At 58.6% G+C, this 20,486-nt stretch carries 13 protein-coding genes; 3 read left to right on the forward strand and 10 right to left on the reverse strand.

Annotation, left to right across the window (positions count from 1 at the left end; all coding sequences use genetic code 11):
* The first annotated feature begins 100 nt into the window (after positions 1-100).
* The gene (locus tag ACYQ2I_RS11970; protein WP_460167250.1) at positions 101-1,204 is read left to right on the forward strand and encodes a transposase; all 1,104 of its coding nucleotides are present in this window, start codon (positions 101-103) and stop codon (positions 1,202-1,204) included.
* A 669-nt stretch (positions 1,205-1,873) separates the two neighbouring features.
* Positions 1,874-3,040, forward strand: coding sequence for a putative glycoside hydrolase (locus tag ACYQ2I_RS11975; RefSeq protein ID WP_460167251.1), 1,167 nt, complete (start codon positions 1,874-1,876; stop codon positions 3,038-3,040).
* A gap of 509 nt (positions 3,041-3,549) precedes the next feature.
* Here ACYQ2I_RS11975 and ACYQ2I_RS11980 read toward each other — a convergent pair.
* From ACYQ2I_RS11980 to ACYQ2I_RS12010, 7 genes are all read right to left on the reverse strand, one after another.
* Positions 3,550-4,053: a bacteriohemerythrin gene (locus tag ACYQ2I_RS11980; RefSeq protein WP_460167252.1), complete on the reverse strand. Its 504-nt coding sequence runs from the start codon at positions 4,051-4,053 to the stop codon at positions 3,550-3,552.
* Positions 4,054-4,171: 118 nt separating this feature from the next.
* Positions 4,172-5,560, reverse strand: coding sequence for a glycerate kinase type-2 family protein (locus ACYQ2I_RS11985; RefSeq protein WP_460167253.1), 1,389 nt, complete (start codon positions 5,558-5,560; stop codon positions 4,172-4,174).
* Between the two features lie 73 nt (positions 5,561-5,633).
* Positions 5,634-6,257: a hypothetical protein gene (locus ACYQ2I_RS11990; RefSeq protein WP_460167254.1), complete on the reverse strand. Its 624-nt coding sequence runs from the start codon at positions 6,255-6,257 to the stop codon at positions 5,634-5,636.
* Positions 6,258-6,370: 113 nt separating this feature from the next.
* Positions 6,371-7,402 carry an ABC transporter permease gene (locus tag ACYQ2I_RS11995; protein ID WP_460167255.1) on the reverse strand — a complete coding sequence of 344 codons (1,032 nt, stop codon included), beginning with the start codon at positions 7,400-7,402 and terminating at the stop codon, positions 6,371-6,373.
* Between the two features lie 55 nt (positions 7,403-7,457).
* On the reverse strand, positions 7,458-8,945 hold the full coding sequence (locus tag ACYQ2I_RS12000; protein ID WP_460167256.1) for a sugar ABC transporter ATP-binding protein: 1,488 nt from the start codon (positions 8,943-8,945) through the stop codon (positions 7,458-7,460).
* 92 nt (positions 8,946-9,037) lie between these two features.
* Entirely contained in the window at positions 9,038-10,072 is a 1,035-nt protein-coding gene (locus tag ACYQ2I_RS12005; RefSeq protein WP_460167257.1) for a sugar ABC transporter substrate-binding protein, read from the reverse strand.
* Between the two features lie 103 nt (positions 10,073-10,175).
* Positions 10,176-12,806, reverse strand: coding sequence for a cellulase family glycosylhydrolase (locus ACYQ2I_RS12010; RefSeq protein WP_460167258.1), 2,631 nt, complete (start codon positions 12,804-12,806; stop codon positions 10,176-10,178).
* Positions 12,807-13,208: 402 nt separating this feature from the next.
* Here ACYQ2I_RS12010 and ACYQ2I_RS12015 point away from each other — a divergent pair, with 402 nt between their 5' ends.
* Positions 13,209-15,899, forward strand: coding sequence for a hypothetical protein (locus tag ACYQ2I_RS12015; protein WP_460167259.1), 2,691 nt, complete (start codon positions 13,209-13,211; stop codon positions 15,897-15,899).
* Between the two features lie 102 nt (positions 15,900-16,001).
* On the opposite strand, the gene ACYQ2I_RS12020 is transcribed toward ACYQ2I_RS12015, so the two are convergent.
* Genes ACYQ2I_RS12020 through ACYQ2I_RS12030 form a run of 3 tightly spaced genes read right to left on the reverse strand, consistent with a single transcriptional unit; the run spans position 16,002 to position 20,351 of the window.
* The gene (locus ACYQ2I_RS12020) at positions 16,002-17,978 is read right to left on the reverse strand and encodes a DUF4129 domain-containing protein (protein ID WP_460167260.1); all 1,977 of its coding nucleotides are present in this window, start codon (positions 17,976-17,978) and stop codon (positions 16,002-16,004) included.
* A 6-nt stretch (positions 17,979-17,984) separates the two neighbouring features.
* Positions 17,985-19,364, reverse strand: a complete 1,380-nt coding sequence (locus tag ACYQ2I_RS12025; protein ID WP_460167261.1) for a DUF58 domain-containing protein — start codon at positions 19,362-19,364, stop codon at positions 17,985-17,987.
* Positions 19,365-19,388: 24 nt separating this feature from the next.
* Complete coding sequence (locus ACYQ2I_RS12030; protein ID WP_460167262.1) at positions 19,389-20,351, reverse strand: AAA family ATPase; 963 nt, start codon at positions 20,349-20,351, stop codon at positions 19,389-19,391.
* Positions 20,352-20,486 lie beyond the last annotated feature (135 nt).

The following is a 20,486-nucleotide window of genomic DNA, read 5'->3' on the forward strand; positions in this document are numbered from 1 at the left end:
GCCCGTTGTAAAACCTCTTTGCAGCTAGCGGCTGATTGTAGAGAATAGCGGCACAAAAGGACAAAGAATAAGCCTCTGGGACCAAGATTCTGACGACACAATGCTCGGACGCAGAAGAAGGCTTCGACAGCCGACGCTGTTTATCCGCCGGGATGAAATCCCCGAACCGCCGGGTGCCGCGTTTTATCGCAAGCTGAACGCGCTTCTGGCGAAACACGACTTCGATCAACGGGCGGAAGCACTGTGTGCCCCGTACTATGCCCAAACCGGCCGCCCCTCGACACCGATCGGCGTGGTGATCCGGATGCTTCTGTTCGGTTTTCTGGAGGGCATCGGTTCGCAACGCGGGATCGCCGCCCGCTGTGCCGACAGCCTCTCGGCCAGAATCTTTTTGGGCTGCGAGATCACGGAACCGACGCCGTGCCACAGCACGCTCAGCCGCACGCGGCAACGCCTGCCGCTGGAGGTCTTTTTCGAGCTGTTCGCCATGGTCGTCGAGATCGCCCGCAAAGAAGGCCTGTTGCGCGGCAAGACCTTGGGCGTCGACGCGACCTTCCTGGAAGGCAATGCGGCCTTGAAGTCGCTGCAACATAAAGAGGAAGGAGAAAGCTGGAAGGAGTTTGTCCGCAAGATCTACATGGAAGAGAACCCCGAGGCAGACGAACCGACCGACGACGAGCTGCGTCGTTTCGACCGACAGCGGCAAGACAAGAGGCTTTCGAACCGGGACTGGGAATCGTCGGTCGATCCGGACGCGAGGATCGCCAAGCTGAAAGACGGCCGCACCCACATGGCCTACAAGGCGGAGCACGCGGTCGAACTCGGATCGGGGATGATCCTGGCGGCGGAGGTGTACATGGCCGACACGGCGAGCATCGAAGAGACGTTGGCGACGGCCGACAAGGTCGCGATCAAAGCGAACATGACGCCGGCCGAGGAGGTGGTCGCGGACAAGGGCTATCACAAGGCGGCAACGCTTTCGCAGTTGCAACACGTAAAGGGTTGGCGGACGTACATTCCGGAAAAGCGTCTTCGGCACAAGCGTCGTTGGACGGACAAGCCGAGCGAGCACGAGGAAGCGTATCGCGCGAACCGCCGGCGTTGCCTGGGAGCCCGCGGGAAACGGCTTCAGCGAAAGCGCTCGGAGGTCTGCGAGCGGACGTTCGCGCACGTCTGCGATACCGGCGGTAGTCGTCGGGTATAGCTGCGGGGCCTGACGGAAGTCAGGAAATGGTACTTGGTGCGGGTGATGGGCTACAACCTGGCGGTGATCCTGCGCTTGCTGTTCGGCCTTGCCTCGCCGCGGAGCCTGACTCGCGTCCTCTGTCTTTTCTATTTTGTCATGGTGGCTATTTATCTTCACACCAGGTCACTATTCGGCCGATTGGGCCGCATGCGCGGCTTTTTGACGCCGGTTTGTCGATATTCCGCCTCGCGCGGCCCAAACTACCGCCGGGCCTTATTCGACCTCACACGATCCCCAAAACCAGCTCGTGCAACGGGCTGTTATCAGAAGGCGATACTTGCCGGTTCCGGGATTTCACTGGGATAGCAAACGTCGGCTGTCAAAAAACGATTTTCTGCGGCCCAGCATCGTGCCGTCGGAAAATTGGTTCCAGAAGCTTGTTTCTCAACGTTCCGCGCGGCTATTCTCTACAATCGCCCGCAGACTGGAGAAAGCGGTGTTGGGGATCGTTGCGGGCTGAATAGGAACGCCCGGCAGCTTCGGCCACGAGAAAAGAACCTGACAAAGCGCCACATCTGTGCATGGATGGAGCAGTTATTCCTGCCGGTTATCCTGATTTCGTGATCGATCCCCTTCACGCGGAAAGCGAGAGACAAAACCTGGATTCAAGAAGAGCTGGAGTACGCCATGAAAGCAAGATACGTCTTGGGGATGATTCTGTTTACGGCGATCTCCGTCATGCATGCCATTGGCCAGCAGCGGCAGGAGCCCGCGAAGAGAGCGCTCCCGGAATTCAAATGGGACCGAGTACCGGTGTCCGCCCACTTCGGCATTGGCGACGGTCTCGAACCGGCGCAATACGATTTTGTCGCGAAGCATTTCAATTTCATTACGCTCACCGCGGGCCGGCTTCCCCGAGACAGTGAGGGCAGCGCTGAGACATACACCGCGCAAGCCGCCCTCGCCATTAAAGAGCGTAACCCGAATGCGACAGTATTGTTCTACTGGGCCATCGATAAGCCGAAGTGGCAATCGAAAATTTCGAATGCAGCCTATCCCGGTGAGTACATTCTCCACACTCGAAACATGCCGGGTGGAAAGCAACAGGTCACCAGGTATTTCGATTTGACTCGCAAGGCTGTTCAGGACTGGTGGTCGGATGCGGCGGCCGACGCCGTGCATAAGTATTCCTGCGACGGGATCTTTGTCGACGGCGCCACGGCAGGCTCGCCGGGAGGCCCCTTCAGTCGTGACCTCGGGGCCGAGAAGGCTGCCGTCATGGATAAGGCCGTGTTTGCCATGCTCAAGAGCGCAAGAGAGAAGATGGGCCCCGACAAGCTCATCATCTTCAATCCGCTGCACGGCTATGACGGAAGTCGCTCGCAGTTGGGCAAAGAATATCTGCCGGTGACCGACGGTGCCATGATCGATGACTTCGATCGGCTCCGTGTACAGAGCAAGGAATACATGGCCAACACGATTAAAACAATGCAAGAGGCCGCCAAAGACGGGAAGATCATCATCTTCAAAGGCTGGCCGCGTTTTCTGGCTGCCTGGAGGAGCGGGAAGATGAAAACGACCCCGCATGACGAGGTTCTCCGCATGGCGCGCAATGACATTACGTTTCCGCTGGCCTGTTTCCTCATCGGTGCCCAGCCGCATTGCTATTTCTGCTATAGCTGGGGCTGGAATCCCGAAGAAGGTTCACTCGACTGGTATCCAGAGTTTGACAAACCGTTGGGCCCGCCGAAGGGCGATGCCGTTCAGAAAGACTGGACATTCGAGCGTGAATTCCAGCATGCCCATGTATTCGTCGACCTGGAAAACAGAACGGCCGAAATAGACTGGAGATGACCTTTGAAAACAGGAGCGTGAAAGCCGAAGCAAGGTTCCGTTGATACACGAGAGGCACGCCTAGGTGCCGAAACACCATTCGCAAGGCTATCAGCCCGTTGCACAAGCGGGGGTTGGGGATCGTGTAAGGTCGAATAAGGCCCGGCGGTAGTTTGGGCCGCGCGAGCCGGAATAGCCCGGGCAGGTGAGAACCATCGGCTGCTGAAGCATTTTTCTGCGGCCGCGCATCGTGCCGTCGGAAAATTTTGGTCCCACAAACTTGTTCCTTGCCGTTTCGTGCCGCTATTCTCTACAATCAGCCGTAGTCGTAATGGGATTTTGCAACGGGCTGTGAAACTCCGCGTACTCTCCAAGTTCGCTTTCCGTCCCCACGAAAAACGTGAAACTCCCGAACTGGAAACGGCACTATTTTATTCATACAAAAAATGCGGCCAAAACCGAATATCGGTCTCGACCGCATGCAGTGGACGCCGTGTTCAAGCAACTCGGTTCTAGCGACTCGTGCCGATTCATTCCCAGGCGGTGCCGACGCGTCTTTCCGCTTCCACGGCTACCGAATCGGCCAATTTCGAATCGACCCCCTTGATGTGTTCAACGATCCAATCGAAGAGCGCAAGCTTCACATGGTGAGCAAGTTCCTCCGTGGGACCTTCCCGCTCAAGACGGCTGCGAGCGTCAGCCAAGCGGTCCCGGAACTCGGCGTGCTGCCGGATGTTCTCGTCCTTGAACGGGCAATCGTACTGCTCCATGACCCTCTCTTCGTGCCGGAAATGCTCCATGGAGTATTCGCCCAAAAAGTCGATCAGTTCACCCAGCACTGTTTTGGACTTGCCGTTGCGCAGGGAATCCAAAAAACCGTTGAGTTGCTCGAGCAACCGGCGATGTTCCTCGTCGATTTCCGGCACACCGGTCGCCATCTGCTTGGTCCACGTAACGGGCATAACGTCTCCCCCACTGAATACGCATCGACAGCAGCGTTGACCAACGATCGGCAAGCCTTTGCGGCTCTTCATTCAACAATAGTTCACCGCGAATATCCTGGATCGCGGATGCCGCAAATCGGACGCCGAACGTGCCATCGAAGCCGGAATATTCGGCAAATGCTGCACGATCGGCTGCCGGGCGAGAACATCAGCGAGAAACAAGCACGACCCGCAAATCGCACACGTTGGTGTCCGTCGGTCCGCAACGCACCAACGCCCCGAGTTGGTCGAAGAAATGATAGGCATCATTTCGGCGGAGAAAGTCTTCGGGATGCAATCCCATCTCTTTTGCGAGAGCAATCACCTCGGCATCACAGACGGCACCGGCGGCGTCCGTGGGACCGTCTTCGCCGTCGGTGCCGCCGGAGAGCACGGCGATATCACCGGCGCCGTCGTCCCACAACATGGCTGCAGCCGCAAGCACCAACTGTTGATTGCGGCCGCCCACCCCTCGAATCTCTTTCGGGGCCAGCGTCACGACCGGTTCGCCGCCGGTAATCAGGCAATCGACGCCGGGCTGCTCGCGCATTCGCAGCGCCATCTCGACGTGGCGTTCGGCGACGTCCTCAACCTTTCCTTCCAACTCGACGGCGCTGGTCATCGCTGCGGCATAACCGAGCCGGTCGGCCTCGATTCCTGCCGCATCGACGGCCGTCGCGTTGTTCCCGATGATCACGTTCTCGACCTGCCCGCCGCAAGCGGTCGTGATTTCCGCCTTGCCGGAAGTCCTCTGCCGTTCTGTAGCGACCGCACGTTGAAGGGCCTCGAACACCCGCTCCGAAATCCCCGCCGCTCGGGCACCGAAACGCTCGAGCACGTCCAACGCTTCCGAAGCGGATTCCGTATTGCGTACGGTCGGTCCCGACGCAATCACATCCAACGGGTCCCCTAAGACGTCCGAGATGATGAGTGACACCAATCGTCCGGCCCCGCAGGCCGCGGCGAGTCCGCCGCCTTTTACGGCACTCAGTTGTTTGCGAACACAATTCAATTCGCGTATGTTCGCTCCGGCGGCACTCAAAAACTGGGTGACGGCGAGCTTGTCTTCCCAGGTAATGCCGTCAATCGGTGCGGGCATGAGGGCCGAACCGCCCCCGGAAATCAAACAGATACACAAATCGTTCGGTCCCAGCGCCCCCACAAGTTTCAGGATTCTTTCCGTTCCCTCGACCCCTTCGGGACGCGGTTCATTGACACCCGCCGGTCGTGCCGCATGCAGCCGTATGAAGCGTGTTTTGCGCACGCAATCGGCCGGCACGTTGACCCACCCGTGCAACGATGTGCGATCAGCCCACGCATCACCGAAGACCTCTTCGACGGCCGTAGTCATCCCGGCGCCGGCCTTGCCCGCTCCCACGACACACACGCGTGCCACCGTCTTCAAGTCGACAACGATTTCTTCGTCGCGGCCGAGCAACAAACGGGTACCGTCGATCCGCATCGCAGCACGCACGAGGACGTCGCTGCGCACTGCATCGACGCCGGCTTGCCAAATTCGAACGGCATCGGCACGCAATTGGGCGGGCGTTTTTTTCATGGCACAAGAGTAACCGGCAGAACAACGGCGGCAAATTCAAAGGTTCACTCGAAAAAAGATCCTGTCCGTCACGTCAGGCATCGAACCGTACTCGCAAAAGGCGATACCAGTCGCCTTCGTGTTCGACGATCTCGGGAACGAAGCTGTTGGGACGAGACGCCATCATGACCAAACCGACCAAAAATGGTCGATCACCCCAGCGAGCCATTCCGGCAACGGAGCACCACGGCGTCCCACGTCCGCGATCGCCGGGCAATGGAACATTGGCAAAAAACGAACGGGCAAAGCCTTCGCTGCTCAATTGCTCCGGCCACGTGTACACGGCGGGACGATCCCTCGCGACGACTTCGGCCAAACCGGGCACGACCGCCTCGAACAACGCGTCGAACTGATCGCGCGGCGGCAGAGGATTGGCACGTCCCGAAGGTGCCAACACGACCACTCCCAATCGTACCGGCAGACCTGCGAACTCAAGTTGCGGCATCTGCCCCGGTACGGGCGGCTGAATCGGCAGCGAGGTCACATCGACGGAAAGATCGACCGGCAAAACCGCCGGTTTTTTCCGTCTACGGCGCCACATCCGCAGCAACACGTAAAGAATCGGCAACGGAGCTGCAATCAGCAAGAGGTACCCCGGCGAGATTCCTCCCAACCCCTTCTGGACAAGACCTTGCAACTGTTGCCAAATCGCTTCCATGACGCAATCTCGCACAAGACATTCACGTTTTGCTCACGTTCATCGGCGTGGAAGCCTCGAAAGCGAGGAACGCAGCCACCGCACCGACGATCATACTCCTCGGTGGTGTGCCGTCAACGTCGCGTGCGGGCCAACAGGCCGTTCAACACAAGTGCTCCCAAGAGTACGACGCCCATGAGGAGTTGACGCGAGAAATCGTCGATGTGCATCAACGTGAGGCCGATGTTCAAGACGGTGAACGTCGCTACGCCGACGACCGTCTTGCCCATGCTGCCTTCACCACCGAAGAGACTCGTTCCTCCCAGTACGACGCACGCGATTGCACTGAGCAACAAGTCTTGATTCTGGTCGAGCGTGACGCTGGTCATTCGACCGGCGTTGATCAAACCGCCCAATCCTGCCGTGACGGCTGAAATCGCCAGACACGCCACGACGATTCGTCCCGTGCGGATTCCAGCCAGTCGCGCCGCCTGACGGTTGCCGCCGGTCATGTACACGTACCGTCCGAATCGCGTGTACTGAAGGACGATGTGCCCGATCAGCATGACTACGGCGGCCAGCATCGCACTGTACGGCAAGACCGTCAATCCCTGATGCTCGATGCCTCGATTCCCGATCGTGCTGAGTATTTCGGGGACCCGAAACGCTTGCCCGCGGGTAATATACTTCGCCGCACCTTGTGAAATGAACATCACGGCCAACGAGATGATGAAGCTCGGCAATCGCGACGCGACCGTCACCATGCCGGAGAAGAGCCCCAACAACAAGGCAGAAATCATCGGCAGCACCAGGCACACGGCAATCACGTACCACGTCGCATGATAGTGCCCGTCTTCCAATACGGCCCAACGCTGAAACAACCAACCACAAAAACAGGCCGTCCACAAAGCCACGGTTCCGACGGCCAGATCGATTTCGGCCGTCAGCAGAACAAACGTCATTCCCGCCGCAACGATCGCCAATACGGCCCCCTGTTGCAGCGCCGTCACGATCGTAATCGTACGCAAGAAACCGGGTGAAGCGATCGAAAAAAAGACGATCAACGCCGCAAGACTTGCAACCGGCGCAATATCTTGCGGTTCCCACCGCCCGAACACGCGCCGAACCCACGTTTTCTGCGTGCTCCGCGTTTCGCCATCGTTCATGAGTGCCTCGGTTCCTTGTTGTGTATCGCGTGTGTATCTGCTCTCCGTCTGCCGCCTATGCCGTTTCCATCAACATCTTCTTGGTAACTTCGCCTTCGCGAAATTCACGAACGATGCTCCCTCGCTTCATGACGAGGATCCTGTCGGCATGTTTCAACACAAGTTCCGGTTCGGTCGAGGCCAATACGACGGCCGCGCCTGCTCGTGCCTGCTCGCGGACGAGCTGAAGCACTTCTTCTTTCGCGCCGACGTCCATACCCCGCGTGGGTTCGTCCAACAACAACACGCGCATCGGCCCTGCAAGCCACTTGGCAAACACGATCTTCTGTTGATTGCCGCCCGACAAATTTCGAACCGGAAGGAACGGATCGGCCGGTCGGCATCCGACCCGCTGCAACAAAGGCACGGCAACCTGCACTTCTTTGGCTTCGGTGATCCAATCGCCGACCGCCCGCCGCAGATGACCGATCGTGACGTTCTTGAACACTTCGGCATGCGCAAACAAGCCTGAAGCGCGATCGGCCGGCACTAGAACGACGCCCCTTTCGACGGCCGCGCGGCAATCACCCGGCGGCAACCTGGCCCCCTCCAAGAGGACTTCTCCGGCGTGGGGCCGAACCGCCCCTGCAACGGCATGAACGAGCATCTGGTTCCCCGAACCGACGAATCCGTACACGCCGAGAATCTCTCCCGGCCGCACGTCGAAATCGACGTCGGCGAATGCGTTGCGACAAGTAAGCCCCCGTACGGTGAGCACTGGGGTTCCGCGATCTCTCGGCGAGAGAATCGTTCGATCTGTTTCCGTCGTCGTCGATGCGGTATCGCGTCCGAGCATGCAGGCGATCACTTCCGGCTTGCTCAGATTCGTCGACGTCGTAACCCGTCTTCCATCCCGCAAAATGGTAACGCGATCGCAAATCCCCAGGACGTCCTCGATAAAATGGCTGATGAATACCATCGCCACGCCCCGATCGCGCAATCGCCGCATCAGCAAAAACAAACGCCGGGTTTCCGGCGGCGAGAGGGCGCTCGTCGGCTCGTCCAAGATCAGCACATCGGCCCCCGAATGCACCCCGCGGGCGATTTCGACCATCTGCCGGATCACTAAGGGATAGCGATCCAACCGCTGTTCTACGTCGATGTGAATGTTCAGATCGGCCAAATACGCTTTCGCCAGGCGATGCATCGACCGCCAATCGACCAAGCCGAGTCGTGTAAGCGGCTGTCGGCCCAAGAAGAGGTTTTCGGCGACCGTGAGCTGCCCGACGCCGGACAACTCTTGGTAGACCATGGCCACTCCGCACGAAGCGGCATCTCGGGGGCCGGCAAACCGGACGCGTTTCCCTCGCACCCGAATTTCGCCGCCGTCCGGCATGTACACTCCCGCCAAGACTTTCATCAAGGTGCTTTTTCCGGCACCATTGCTGCCCACCAAGCCGTGCACCTCGCCGCGGCGCACGTCGAAATCGACTTTGTCGAGGGCCGTGATGCCCCCGAATCGCTTGGTAATCTTGCAGCATTCGAGGATCGGCGAGGTGCTCACGGACGCACTCCGATTGCGGGTGGCGCAGCTTAAGTCAGCTTTTTTCCAAGAACCGTGCCGCTATCAGCGCAACGAGCTCTATGCGACGGCCGTCACACCAGGCAATGCTTCGGATCCGAAAGATACAACAGCGCATCCAAGTTGCCTTCTTCACGGGAAACCAACGGGCACGGTGTGACGATTTTCAATAACTTGTCGAAAGACTCGTTATTGCGAACGATGAACTGTCCGATCGCCACCGCATACATGTGAATCATTCCGGCAGGATTCACACTCGTGGCACCAAGCAAACCGTCACGAACGCCGGTCAAGCCGGGTAGTTGCCCGTCGACACCGACGACGACCATGTCTTCGTGCGGCGTGCCGGGAAGTTTGGCCGCACAAGCGAGGGCCATGTCGTCATTGTGACAAAAGGCGCCCGCCACCGGTCCGCCCGCCTGTTGCAAGAGCAATTCGAACGTGTTGCGGGCCTTCTCGGTCTGCCAGTCGCACCACCTCACGTCCCCGCCGACCACCTCGATCTCGGGATACTCGCGAATGACGTTTTGGAACCCCTTGGCCCGATCCTGAGCACCACTGTGTTCACTTTGACCGCCGATATGAATGACTTTCCCCTTCCCGCCGATTTTCTCGACCATGTACCGCGTGACTTGTTCAGCCATTCTCACGTGGTCGGGACAAATGTAGATGGGCACACCGGTGTCGAACAACTCGTCTTCCGGAACGATGAGGGTATCCATACCGATCACCGGGATTCCGCGTGCCTTCAACCGTTTGACCGGTTCGGCCAAGATGTCGATTTGATGGGCCTGGAAGGCACAAAAGTCCCAATCCTCGGCAGTTGCGAGCTCGATTCGCTCTCGCTGCGTTTGCCCGTTGAATTCACCGTCGAACCAGACGATCTCGACGTCCAACAGATCTCCCCAAAGCATCGCGGCATCGTAGCCGAGTTTGTTCCATGTACCGGCCAGGCCCGCGTTGGAGAAAGCCGCCCGCAGACGACGTCGCTTTCCTCCCGTGCTCTGTTTTTCGGCAGCACAGCCGGCCAGGAATGCCGACATACCGAGAGTTCCGCCCGCGGCGAGTGCCTTCAACCAATCCCGGCGCGAATGGGTGTCGCGTTGCATGATCGCTCCTCGGCTTCTTGAAATTCCCGATCGATTTGCGATCGGAGATGGCACAACCGTCCACAGCCGCCGAATCCGACTTTCGGCAACACTCGTATAGCCGTCAACGGATTTCGATTTCGTACCACAGGGTCTTGTACTTCGGTCCGGCAAGGATCACGGCCGTCCCGTTCTCGGAGCGGATCGCGATCGGTTCGCGGCGTTTCCCGTTTTCATCCAAGGGATAAACAGCAACTCGCTCACCAGCCGCGGGCAGAGTGATCTCGACGGGAACACCTTCGCAAAGCACCGGCCCCTCGCCCCAATTTCGACGCAGCGTGATGCGATCGTTCCCCAAATCCTCCAGGGTTGCGCCTCGATTTTGAACGACTCCGGTAGCGGCCAACAAGATGCGTCCCGGTCCGCCGAACCCCTTTCCGTCGATCACGGTCAGGCTGATCGTCGACCACCCCAGCTTCGTCTTGCCCGGCTTTACAAACACATCCCCCAATTTGAACTGCCGGTCGTCTGTGAACCCGGTCAGCAGCTTCACGCGATCGGTATTCACGGCAAACAAGCCTTTGCCGGGCTTCGAAACGTCCCAACAAATCTGTCGCGTATCTGTCACGAAAACACGCCGATCGTCCTCGACCTGCGGTAACTCGGTGTCGGCGTCATGCAATGCAAGCACCACCCGCGATAGCAACGGCGTAAGCGGGTCGAGCCCGAAATTCTCGGCGGTCTCCGTCCACGCACTGAGCGTTTTTCGAAGCCACTCGCGTTCTTGATCCAAACGCAACGGCACACGAACGCACGCACGGCCGGGTTCGACGGCCTGCTGAGTGAACATGGCCACACACGCGGGATGGTGCACCAGCTTGACGGGATCACTTTTGATATCGAAGTACCCGCTGAGCTTGTCGATTTCGTACTCCCGATTGTGGCTGTACGTGAAGGTGAATATCCCGTCCCAATCCTGGAACGCCCCCATCGCAGCGATCATGGGAAAGCCTTCGGCGGCATATTGATTCGGTTGCGGATGGTTGTACTCGCTGACGGTGAACGGCTTGCCCTCGACCCGTCGCGCAGCCAACGACGCCAAGGTGCCGCCGGGGTTGTTCACCAATGCCACGTTCCGCACAAACCAGTCGTTTGGATCCCAAGGCCGTCCCGGAAACGCGGGATGCTGCCAATACGCGTGGGCGTCGATGTAGTCCAACTTGGCCTGGATATGAACAGGGCTGTAATGCAATTGAGTGCCCGCCACGAGGCTGCGGACGCCCAATTCATTCTTCAAATAATCGTACATGCCCCACCAATACTCGGCTTCAAGATCCCAGAGGAAGTCGGCAAAGTCGGCCCGAGCAGCTCCGGTGAGCAATCCGCCCGTCGATCGAACGATGGGCACGGAATCGTCTTTCAGGCTTTGCCCTTCTTCGAGGCCGGTGATTCCCCCCGGTCGCAACGAAACATGGGCAATTTCGTACGTTCCCGGCTGGAAACCGTTGAATGTGACACGACAGTCGTCGTCGGATCGATCGGCGATGAACGTGAGTTTGAAGTCGCGCCAATCGGTCCCGAGTACAACTTGGGTCGACAACCCCACGCGTTGCCACGGTTCATGGTCCATCATGCAATTGACGCCCAATTTGGCTTCTCGCTCGCAACGCGCCGAAAAGGTCAACGTGTACGGTTCACCCTCACGAAGGGCAAACCCGCCTTGGCTCATTTGCGGAATCCACGACTCGCGTCCCATTTGCGTGATGGTCAACCGGATTCCGCCTCCGGCCGGTGTCTCGATAGGCGCCGTGTCGAACTGCGAACGGTCGTCCCGCTGAATATGCCACGTTTGATTCGCCGGTTCGCGAAAATCTCCGTCGCGGAGCATTTCGTCGCCCAGTGGTTTTCTACCACGATTCCACGCGGCGGCCAGTTTCTCGTCGCTGCCGTACTTCTTGCGCAGCCAGGCATTCCACAGTTGCCGAAACGTCGTCGCGTACGGCTCGGGCAGATCGTCCAATTCTCCCCGCGAATATTGGCAATACGCCGCGTTTTCGTTGTTGATTTCGATCATCGCGACGGCGGGTTCCTCGCAATACCGTGTTCGAGTGTACGGGTTGCGATGCGTCAGCAGGTCGCGCGCGAACTGTTTTTGACATTCGATCATCCGCGGCTCGAAGTTATCAAGCCCCTTGTCGTATTTCGGACGACCTTGGACGTTTGGAAACCCTTCGGCAGGTCCCAATTGACGCGAAACATGCAAATTGATGTTGACGTAAATCCCGTGCTGTTTCAGTTGGAAGATGAAGTAATCGAGCCGATCCAACATCTCGGGGTCGATCACCAGCTTGTTAGGACTCGATCCCCAAATGTGCCGATTATCCATGTGGTGCAAACGTACACAGTTGATGCCCAACGAGGCCAACCGTGCCGCGACACGTTCGGCTTCTGCACGTGACGGGAAACATCCGTCGAAACACATGTTCGTGGCCCAAAACCGAATCCGGCCCGCGTCGGTCCCAAAGTGCCCATTGACAACGCGGACGAACCCGTGCTTGCCTGCCGGACGATCCAGCCGGGACGATAGATCGGTGATCCCCCCCGCCGGATCATATCCGACAACGAAGGGAAACAAATCGTCATCTTGCGCCGCGCAAACAGTGCGGCCTCCCGACACACATGCCAACCCCAGAGAGCAAACGACGGCCGCCAAGCACGCGGTCCTCAACAGCGAACGAGATTCGTGTTTACGCATGGTGAGTGTGGCTCCTTTAATCCTCTGTTCCGGGGGAGCAGGCGAGCATTGTCCCCGTCGGGTAGGCATGTACGAGCAGATAGCATCCCCCACTTGATGTAACCCCCTTGTGCGTGTCTCTGGATAGCCTATTCCCGCTGCCGCATCCCTGCAAGCGGAACACCACGATTCGGCCACGCCCATCTTGTCGAGGTCAATTCCTACCAATGCCCTGCCGGATGGGCTACAATCAGCATCGTAGTACGGGGTTCGGGACCGCGACGCATCTCGTTGCCTCGGCCACCTTTTCGGACGACCAAAGGACGGCTTTCCGAGAGCCGCTCCGTTATCACCTGCGGCACCGGCGTATCCGTTTCGACTCCGGTCATACGGCTGACCCATTCGAGTCTGGGAGAGGACACGATGCGATTGGCTCGATTTCACGCGGCGGCATTTTTTCTCACGGCACTCGCCCTAACGCTCGGATGCGGAAAAGGCGACGATACGGAACAGGCTCCACCGCCGGTTGCTTCTACCCCGGCACCATCACCCGCCACTCCAAAGCCGGCCCCCGCCAAGCCTAAACCGCAAGCGCAGACGGAAGAAGAGGAAAAACCGAAAGAGCGTCAGATCCCTGACGACCTCTCTCAGTGGATCAAGGAAGATTTCGTCAAGGCCCGTAAGGAGCTCGACGAACGCATCTTCGAGGCATTGCCGCTGCTTGCCCAGGCAACGGTAGCAGGGTCTCGCGACGCCGGTGAGTCTCTGGATATCTTGTCGGAGATGATCACGATGGCCCCCCTGCCGGAACCGAAAAAAGATGAAAAACCCAAAGCCGGTCCCTACGGCTCCGGCTCATACGGATCCGGTTCATACGGATCCGGGATGAGTGAAGAAGAATACGAAGAGGAGTACTCCGGCGACAGCGAGGAAGCGTATTACGAAGAAGAATATTCCGACAGTGAAGAGGAATATTACGAAGAAGAGTACGAAGGCGAACCGGCCGAAGAATCGTACGGAAGTTCGTACGGTCCGCCCCGAACCCCGCAAAATCCTCAACGTTCGCCGGAAGAATCGGCGTTTGAACTTAAGCTCCTGAAGACGGCGATTCAGGGCGTCGTTGCCGTCGGCAACCAGCAGGCGCAAGGAATTCTTCGCGAGTTGTTGGCCGGTACGCGCGAGGTAGAAGACGATCGAACGGCCGTCGAAGCCGTCATCCAAGGGATCGTCGAAGCCTACACGCCCCCCTATCAGAAACTCGCCTTCGAATTGATCACAGCTCCCGAGTCGTTCCGTAAGCCGCCCGAGAACGGGCCTTCACCTCGTTCTCGTCCGGGCGGGTCAAGCGGCTACGGCAGCAGTATGCCGCCCGAATACGCCCTCGAAGAAAGCGAAGAAGAATACTATCCCGAAGAGGAGGAATACGGCAGCGCACCCGGCGGTGGTTACGGGGGCAATCCGTACGGCCGTTCGCAAAACAATCGCAATCGCCCCGGCGGACCGATTACTGCAAGCGAGCTCCAACGGCTGACCTTTGAACTCGTCGCCCCGAAGGCCGATGAGAACATGCGCATGAAGTTGCTCGCTCACCTCATGCAACCGTCGACTCCGGCTTCGCATCGGGAGCTGATCGGCCCCTTCCTCTTGGCCCCCGATCCGAAGAACTTGCCGATTCATCTATCGCTCTTGGCTCAGGCGTCTCCGCAAGATCCGCTTGCCAAGCAGGTGTTACGTTATGTCACCGAGTTTAGTGCCGCAACGTTCCGAAGCATTATCGGGGCCTTCGAACGTCAAGCCGCCCTAGGCAATTTGGCCGGTCCCAGCGAAGCCGGTGGAGCCGGATCAGCCGAACCGCAAGGCGGATTGAGCTTGTCGAATTTGTTCGGCGCCGGAAGCAACGGCGGACAGCGACGTCCCGGGACCGCGCGCGGATCGCACGGTTATCCTTCGTCGGAGGAAGAGTATTACGCCCAAGAGGAAGAATACAGCAGCGAAGAAGAATACGAAGAATCTTACGGCGAGGAAGCTTACGAACAGGCCGGTTATGGAAGCTACGGCTCCGGTTCAGGACGTACCGCCACCAAGCCGAAAGCTCGTGAGTTGGAAATTCAGTCGATTCCACAGGATGTTGCGTTCTCGCTTGCGCCACGAATTTGGGGAGCACCGGCTGTAAATCTGGTTCAGGCGCGTCTTTCGAATGCCGGCACATTGGAAGCCTCGGCACCCGACATTCTGCTGGCAGGCACCTATCCCTTCGATAGCGTGCGAGCGAAATTGTTCGCCGTCATGAAGGCCAATTGGGAAGAAGGGCCCCAAGCCTTGATCGCAGAAGGCATGGGAAACGGTTTGTCACTAGAACCAGGTTTCCTGGCCTGCATCAAGAAGATGCCGCGAGAAGATCACCAGGCGGCCGTGCCGGTCCGTCCTCCGGTTCGGCGTCCCGGTGTCGGGCTACGACCACCTGTGCGTCAACCGTATCGCGGCGGGGCGCCGGGCTCCGGTGAATACGAAGGAGGCGAAGAATACTACGGTGAAGGTGAAGGTCCCGGCCCCAGCGGACGCAATTCGACGGGAGCCACGTCGCCGAAGGAAGCCTGGCAACAGGCAACCATCGCCGTAATTCGTGAGATGTGTAAAACGTGCAAAGTAGCAGCCGACTACCACGCCACGGCGTCGCCGCAGAGCACGGAACAGTTCGCGCAAGCAAGACCGTTGAACTTGCACCCGGACGCTTGGGTCACTGCCGAATATCACCTCAACTGGCCCAACGCCGAACTCAAAGAGAAACTGCCGGACATCGAATTCGACCCGATGATTCTGCACTACGTGCGGATCGAAGAAAAAAACAAGCCGATCTCGGTTCTCGGTTTTTACCGCAGACAATTTCGGAATGCCGAACAACACCCGTTGCCCGAGGGCGGTTGGCTCGAAGAGTTTCGGTTCGTCCGCGACGCACATCCGCGACTGCGGTCGATCGACATCGTATTCACTCTCGCCAAACAGCCGACGAATCCGCAAGAGGAAGTCGATATGGTTGTCGAAATCCTGTGTCTCGAAGTCCACAGCCCCGACCCGGCCGATACCGTCGAGCCCAATCAACAGGCCTTACAATAAGAGCGGACCGGATTTCTGCATCGTGAAAAACAACCTGAAGAAGCAACACCACCACAATCGATGGTGTCGGCGGTCGACGTTCGCGTGGTTGCACGAAGGCAATCACTCGCCGGTTACGTGAGTCATCGGTGTTTCGATCGGAGCGTGTCGTCGGAGATAGCGCCATAGCCGCTCGAATGATTCACGTTCTGTCTTGTCGGGCGGAATATCTTCGTGGTGTGTGTACACGACCAACGAATATACGTGCCCGATCGTCTTGAGTTCCTGTTCGATCTGCGGAAACCGGCCGCCCAAGCGGCGCGCGTATTCCTTGGGAGTTTCTCCCTGTGCCCGCGGGCAACCGTGCCCTGTTCCCCAACTTTCCAACGCAGCGAACAAGTAGGCCGCCATCCGATCACGCGAAGCGAGCAACACATCGTCGGCAAACGGATCTCCGTAGGCCGAAAACGGGGTTTGCGTCCGCCGGCGACGAGCTTCCGCCGATTCCTCCGTCGCAACATCGCCTGCCCCCTGTTTCTTGCGGGCAAAGAGCGCTGTCCACCATTCTCGCAGTACTTCGAACACTGCCGCGCGATGACGAATCACGAACCACGCGATTACCCCTAGAAAGATCAGCCAGACAAGGACACGAAAGACGCCCGTCAACTGGAAGGTAGGCATTTTCGGGAGCGGTGGGAACTTCCGCCGTTCGACCGACTTCTCCGACGGGCCGGCATCTCGGGCCGGTTCGCGCTGTTGACCTGTCGAACGTTGAGCCGATCGTCCGTTCCTCCTTTGTCGGCTTTCGTGCCGATTCGATGCTTCATTCGCGGGGAATCGATCTCCGGTGCGCGTCGACTTCGCTGCCTCTTCACGTGAGGCCGACACCGCCGATTTGGAGGATTCGCGGGCACGGTCCTTTGTGCTTTCGCGGCTCCGGTCGGCTGAATCGGCGTCGTGAGATGTGGGTGTATCGGATGCGTTGGAATCCGATCCATTCTCGCGCGAGCGCGTTTCCGCCGTTCTTGCCTCATCGCCGCCGTGGGCAGCCGGCGGCGACCGATGCCGCGAAGCGTTCCCTACCTCCTCCGGCGATCCTTCGACGTCGTGGGAACCGGCGTTTTGCTCGCGTACTTCGTCCGTCGAATCCGCATCGTGACTCGAAGTACTTTGAAAATCCTCTTCCGATCGTTCTTCGCCTTCTCCGGGTGATGCTTGCTGCCACGACTCGCCTTTTACCCCTTCCGATCCCCATCCGAAACGGTTCGCCGTCAACTCACGCGTCGTTGCGAGAATGTCACCCCCGTAGCGTATTTCTTCCGGTCGCGGAAGGATCCAAGCTCCCCCCAGCACGACGACGACGAATCCGACCGCGGTTGCCAGTCGCCGCAGCGTCACGTCGCGGGGTAATTGAAATCGGCGATACCGCAAATAAGCACGTTGCTCCAAAAGGCTTGTGGTCGCCAGCAATAGAAGGGCTGCTGCCAAGTATACGGCCAAGAACCGCAACGCCGTCGGGGATCCGCGTCCGAACGATTGTCCGATTCCGAACAACGGCACGGCGGCAATCGAAAACCACACGACGGTTCGGCCGCGACGTCCGCCGCTGCGTTTGATTGCCAGCCATTCTTCCACACGATGCAAAAAAACGCTCACAGCAATCGGCGACACTCGTTTTTCGCCGTTTTTCTCCAGCAACCCTTTTCCCTCTTGGTCGACATCGTCGTCCAGCACGACGCAATCGAACGTCAGTCGGGCGGCCGACCACCACGTTACAGCCAAGACGAGCGCATTGACCATGAACGAGAACGACATCAGCACGCCGGAGAATTGCACGAATCGTTGAAGCGCAATCCATGTCGCCACCGCCAAAGGGACAGCAAATAACGATGCGCGTTCTCTGCCTGATTCGATGGCGATTTCAGAGGTCAATACGACAGCAAACACAAATAGCCCGACGATCCAGTGCAGCCGCCCCGAGTACCTTCCTTGGTAGAAGACTTCAAGCAAGAAAAATGCCAGACTCCCGACCAAGAGCATCACGAGCCCCAGGTTGAGCAGGGTCAACATCCAATCGATCTCCGTCCGCCGAGGTCGCATGGCGAGTCACCTCCACACGTACCGCCGACACAGTGACGCGACGTCTTCCGGTGCCGTCAGCACGCGCAAATCAACCCCCGTCCGGCCGAGGTAGGCGGCGGCCCTCGCGAAAGCTTCCTCGCGATGGTTGTTGATTATCAACGTCACCGGAATTCCTCGACGATGGAGCATCTCGACCGCAACAAGGTGTTCCTCGCTGACCGTCGAAAGCAACACGACTGTGGCCGTGTTCTGCGGAATATGCTGAATCGTTTCGTGGACCAACTCTCGGAACGGCAAGCCTTCGCTCAGCTCCAACCGTGCAAGCATTTCAAGAATCCGTTGAAACTGGTCGATCCCGCGTCGAGTGGGTACAACGATCGGTGCTAAACGATCGACGCTTTCGGCCGCCTCGGCAGAGCGACGTGCCGCGAGCCGACTCGAAGGATCCGGGTCCCACCCTTCCAATCGGGCCAAGTCGACGGCGTCCCACCCGTTGCTTATGAACCCGATTTGCTCGTTCATCTGCGCCAAGGCATGGGCCAGTGAGGCCGTCATCCGAACAGCCAACTCCGGCCGTACGGGCACTTCCCCCTCCGAGAAGGTTTCTTTGTGAAAGTCGAGTAGAATCGTCGCCCCTGCAATGACGGACGGTTCGAACAGCTTGCTGTGCAGGGTGCCGGTGCGAGCCGTCGCCCGCCAATGAATTCGATTCAATGGATCTCCGGCTTGGTATTCGCGAACACCCGAAATACGTGTCGGATCTTCAAACAGCCGATGTGATAAACGCACCTCGCCCACCGGCTTGCGGGTTGCAATGTCCCATTCCTCCAACGTGACCACTCGAGGATACACAAGCAAGAAATGGGGTTCGGTCACAATGCGATAGCGCCGCTCCAGTCCGAAGGGATCGCCGACCTCGACGATCAAGGGGCCGAGTTGATAAAACCCACGTTCCAAGCATTCGACCTGGTACACTGCGGTGACCGCCCGTCCGGGGCCGATCGAGACGGCAGCCATCGGCTTTCCTGTTACCTTGAGCCGGGGCGGACGTCCGCGAATCGCCCGCACGGGCAGGATATCTTCGAGCAACGACCATGGAATCGGCAACCGCGAACGATTCACAACGCGAACGAGAACGGTAACGCGATCACCGATACTCGCCGAGTAGATGTTGCATCGCCGTTCGGCGGCCACCGACGTTGCCCAATGTCGCACGGCAATTCGGCACAGCACGGCGGTCGCCAGCAACACGTAGGTTGCAATCGCCAAGGCCGACGACTGGACCAACAGTGAGATACACCACAACACCCCGCCGAGCACAACCCAGCGGACGATCCGTTGGTCGATTATGCCCGCGTTGACGCGTCGTTGCGTTTCGTTATGCGATGTTTCTCGGACGGTCATGCACGTTTCATCTCGGCGTGCGGGCTATTCGGCGGCAAACCCGGGGGCTTCGACGACAGGAACACGCACTGCGTCGGTCACCTCCTCCAACACGCGTTCGATCGTCATCTTTCGCAAGCGGCTTTCCGGTTTCAAAATCAATCGGTGATTCAAGATTGGAAAGAGCAATCGCTTGACGTCGTCGGGCAACACGTAGTTGCGTCCGAGGATCGCCGCCAGGGCTTGAGAGGCACGAAACAATGCAATGCTCGCCCGCGGACTTCCTCCCAGCGCAAGATCCTCGTGTTCTCTCGTAGCGTTGACGATATCGACGATGTATTGCCGCACTTTTTCGTCGACGTAGACAGAGCGGATCCGTCGTTGAACCTCGACGATCTCCTGGGGCGATACGACCGGTTCGACATTTTCAATCGGATGCCGTTTCTCCAACAGCGACAACATTTGCAACTCTTCCGCAGGCGCTGGATACCCGATCGCGTATTTCATCAAGAATCGATCGCACTGCGCCTCCGGCAGCGGAAAAGTGCCTTCGTGCTCGACCGGGTTTTGTGTCGCAATCACGATGAACGGCGATTCGAGAACGTGCGTCGTTCCATCGACGGTCACTCGGCTTTCGGCCATTGCTTCCAACAATGCCGATTGTGTTCGCGGCGTCGCACGATTGATCTCGTCGGCCAACACGATTTGGGCAAAAATAGGACCGGGTCGAAATTCAAACTCGGTCGTCTTGGGATGAAACACCGAGGCCCCCGTCACATCATTGGGCAACAGATCGGGGGTGCACTGAATCCGTTTGAACGTGCACCCCGTGCTTTGCGCCAACGCGCGGGCGAGCATCGTCTTGGCGACTCCGGGTACATCTTCCAACAAGATGTGTCCTTCGGAAAACATCGCCACCAGGGCATAAACGATCTGTTGTCGCTTGCCCACGATGACCTTCTCGACGTTGGCGATGACCTTGCGGGCAATCGCGTGAACTTCGTTCATGGCTATTTTCCGATCCCGGCGGCCGAATCACGAAAAGAACGGCTCTGGGCGTCTCACGCTCCGAGAAGAGTACGGGTTCAATACGGTGAATTGCCCCTGCCGTTTGCAATTGCTTCCGGCCATGCATTCCACTCC

The sequence above is a fragment of the Thermostilla marina genome, from assembly GCF_054657455.1.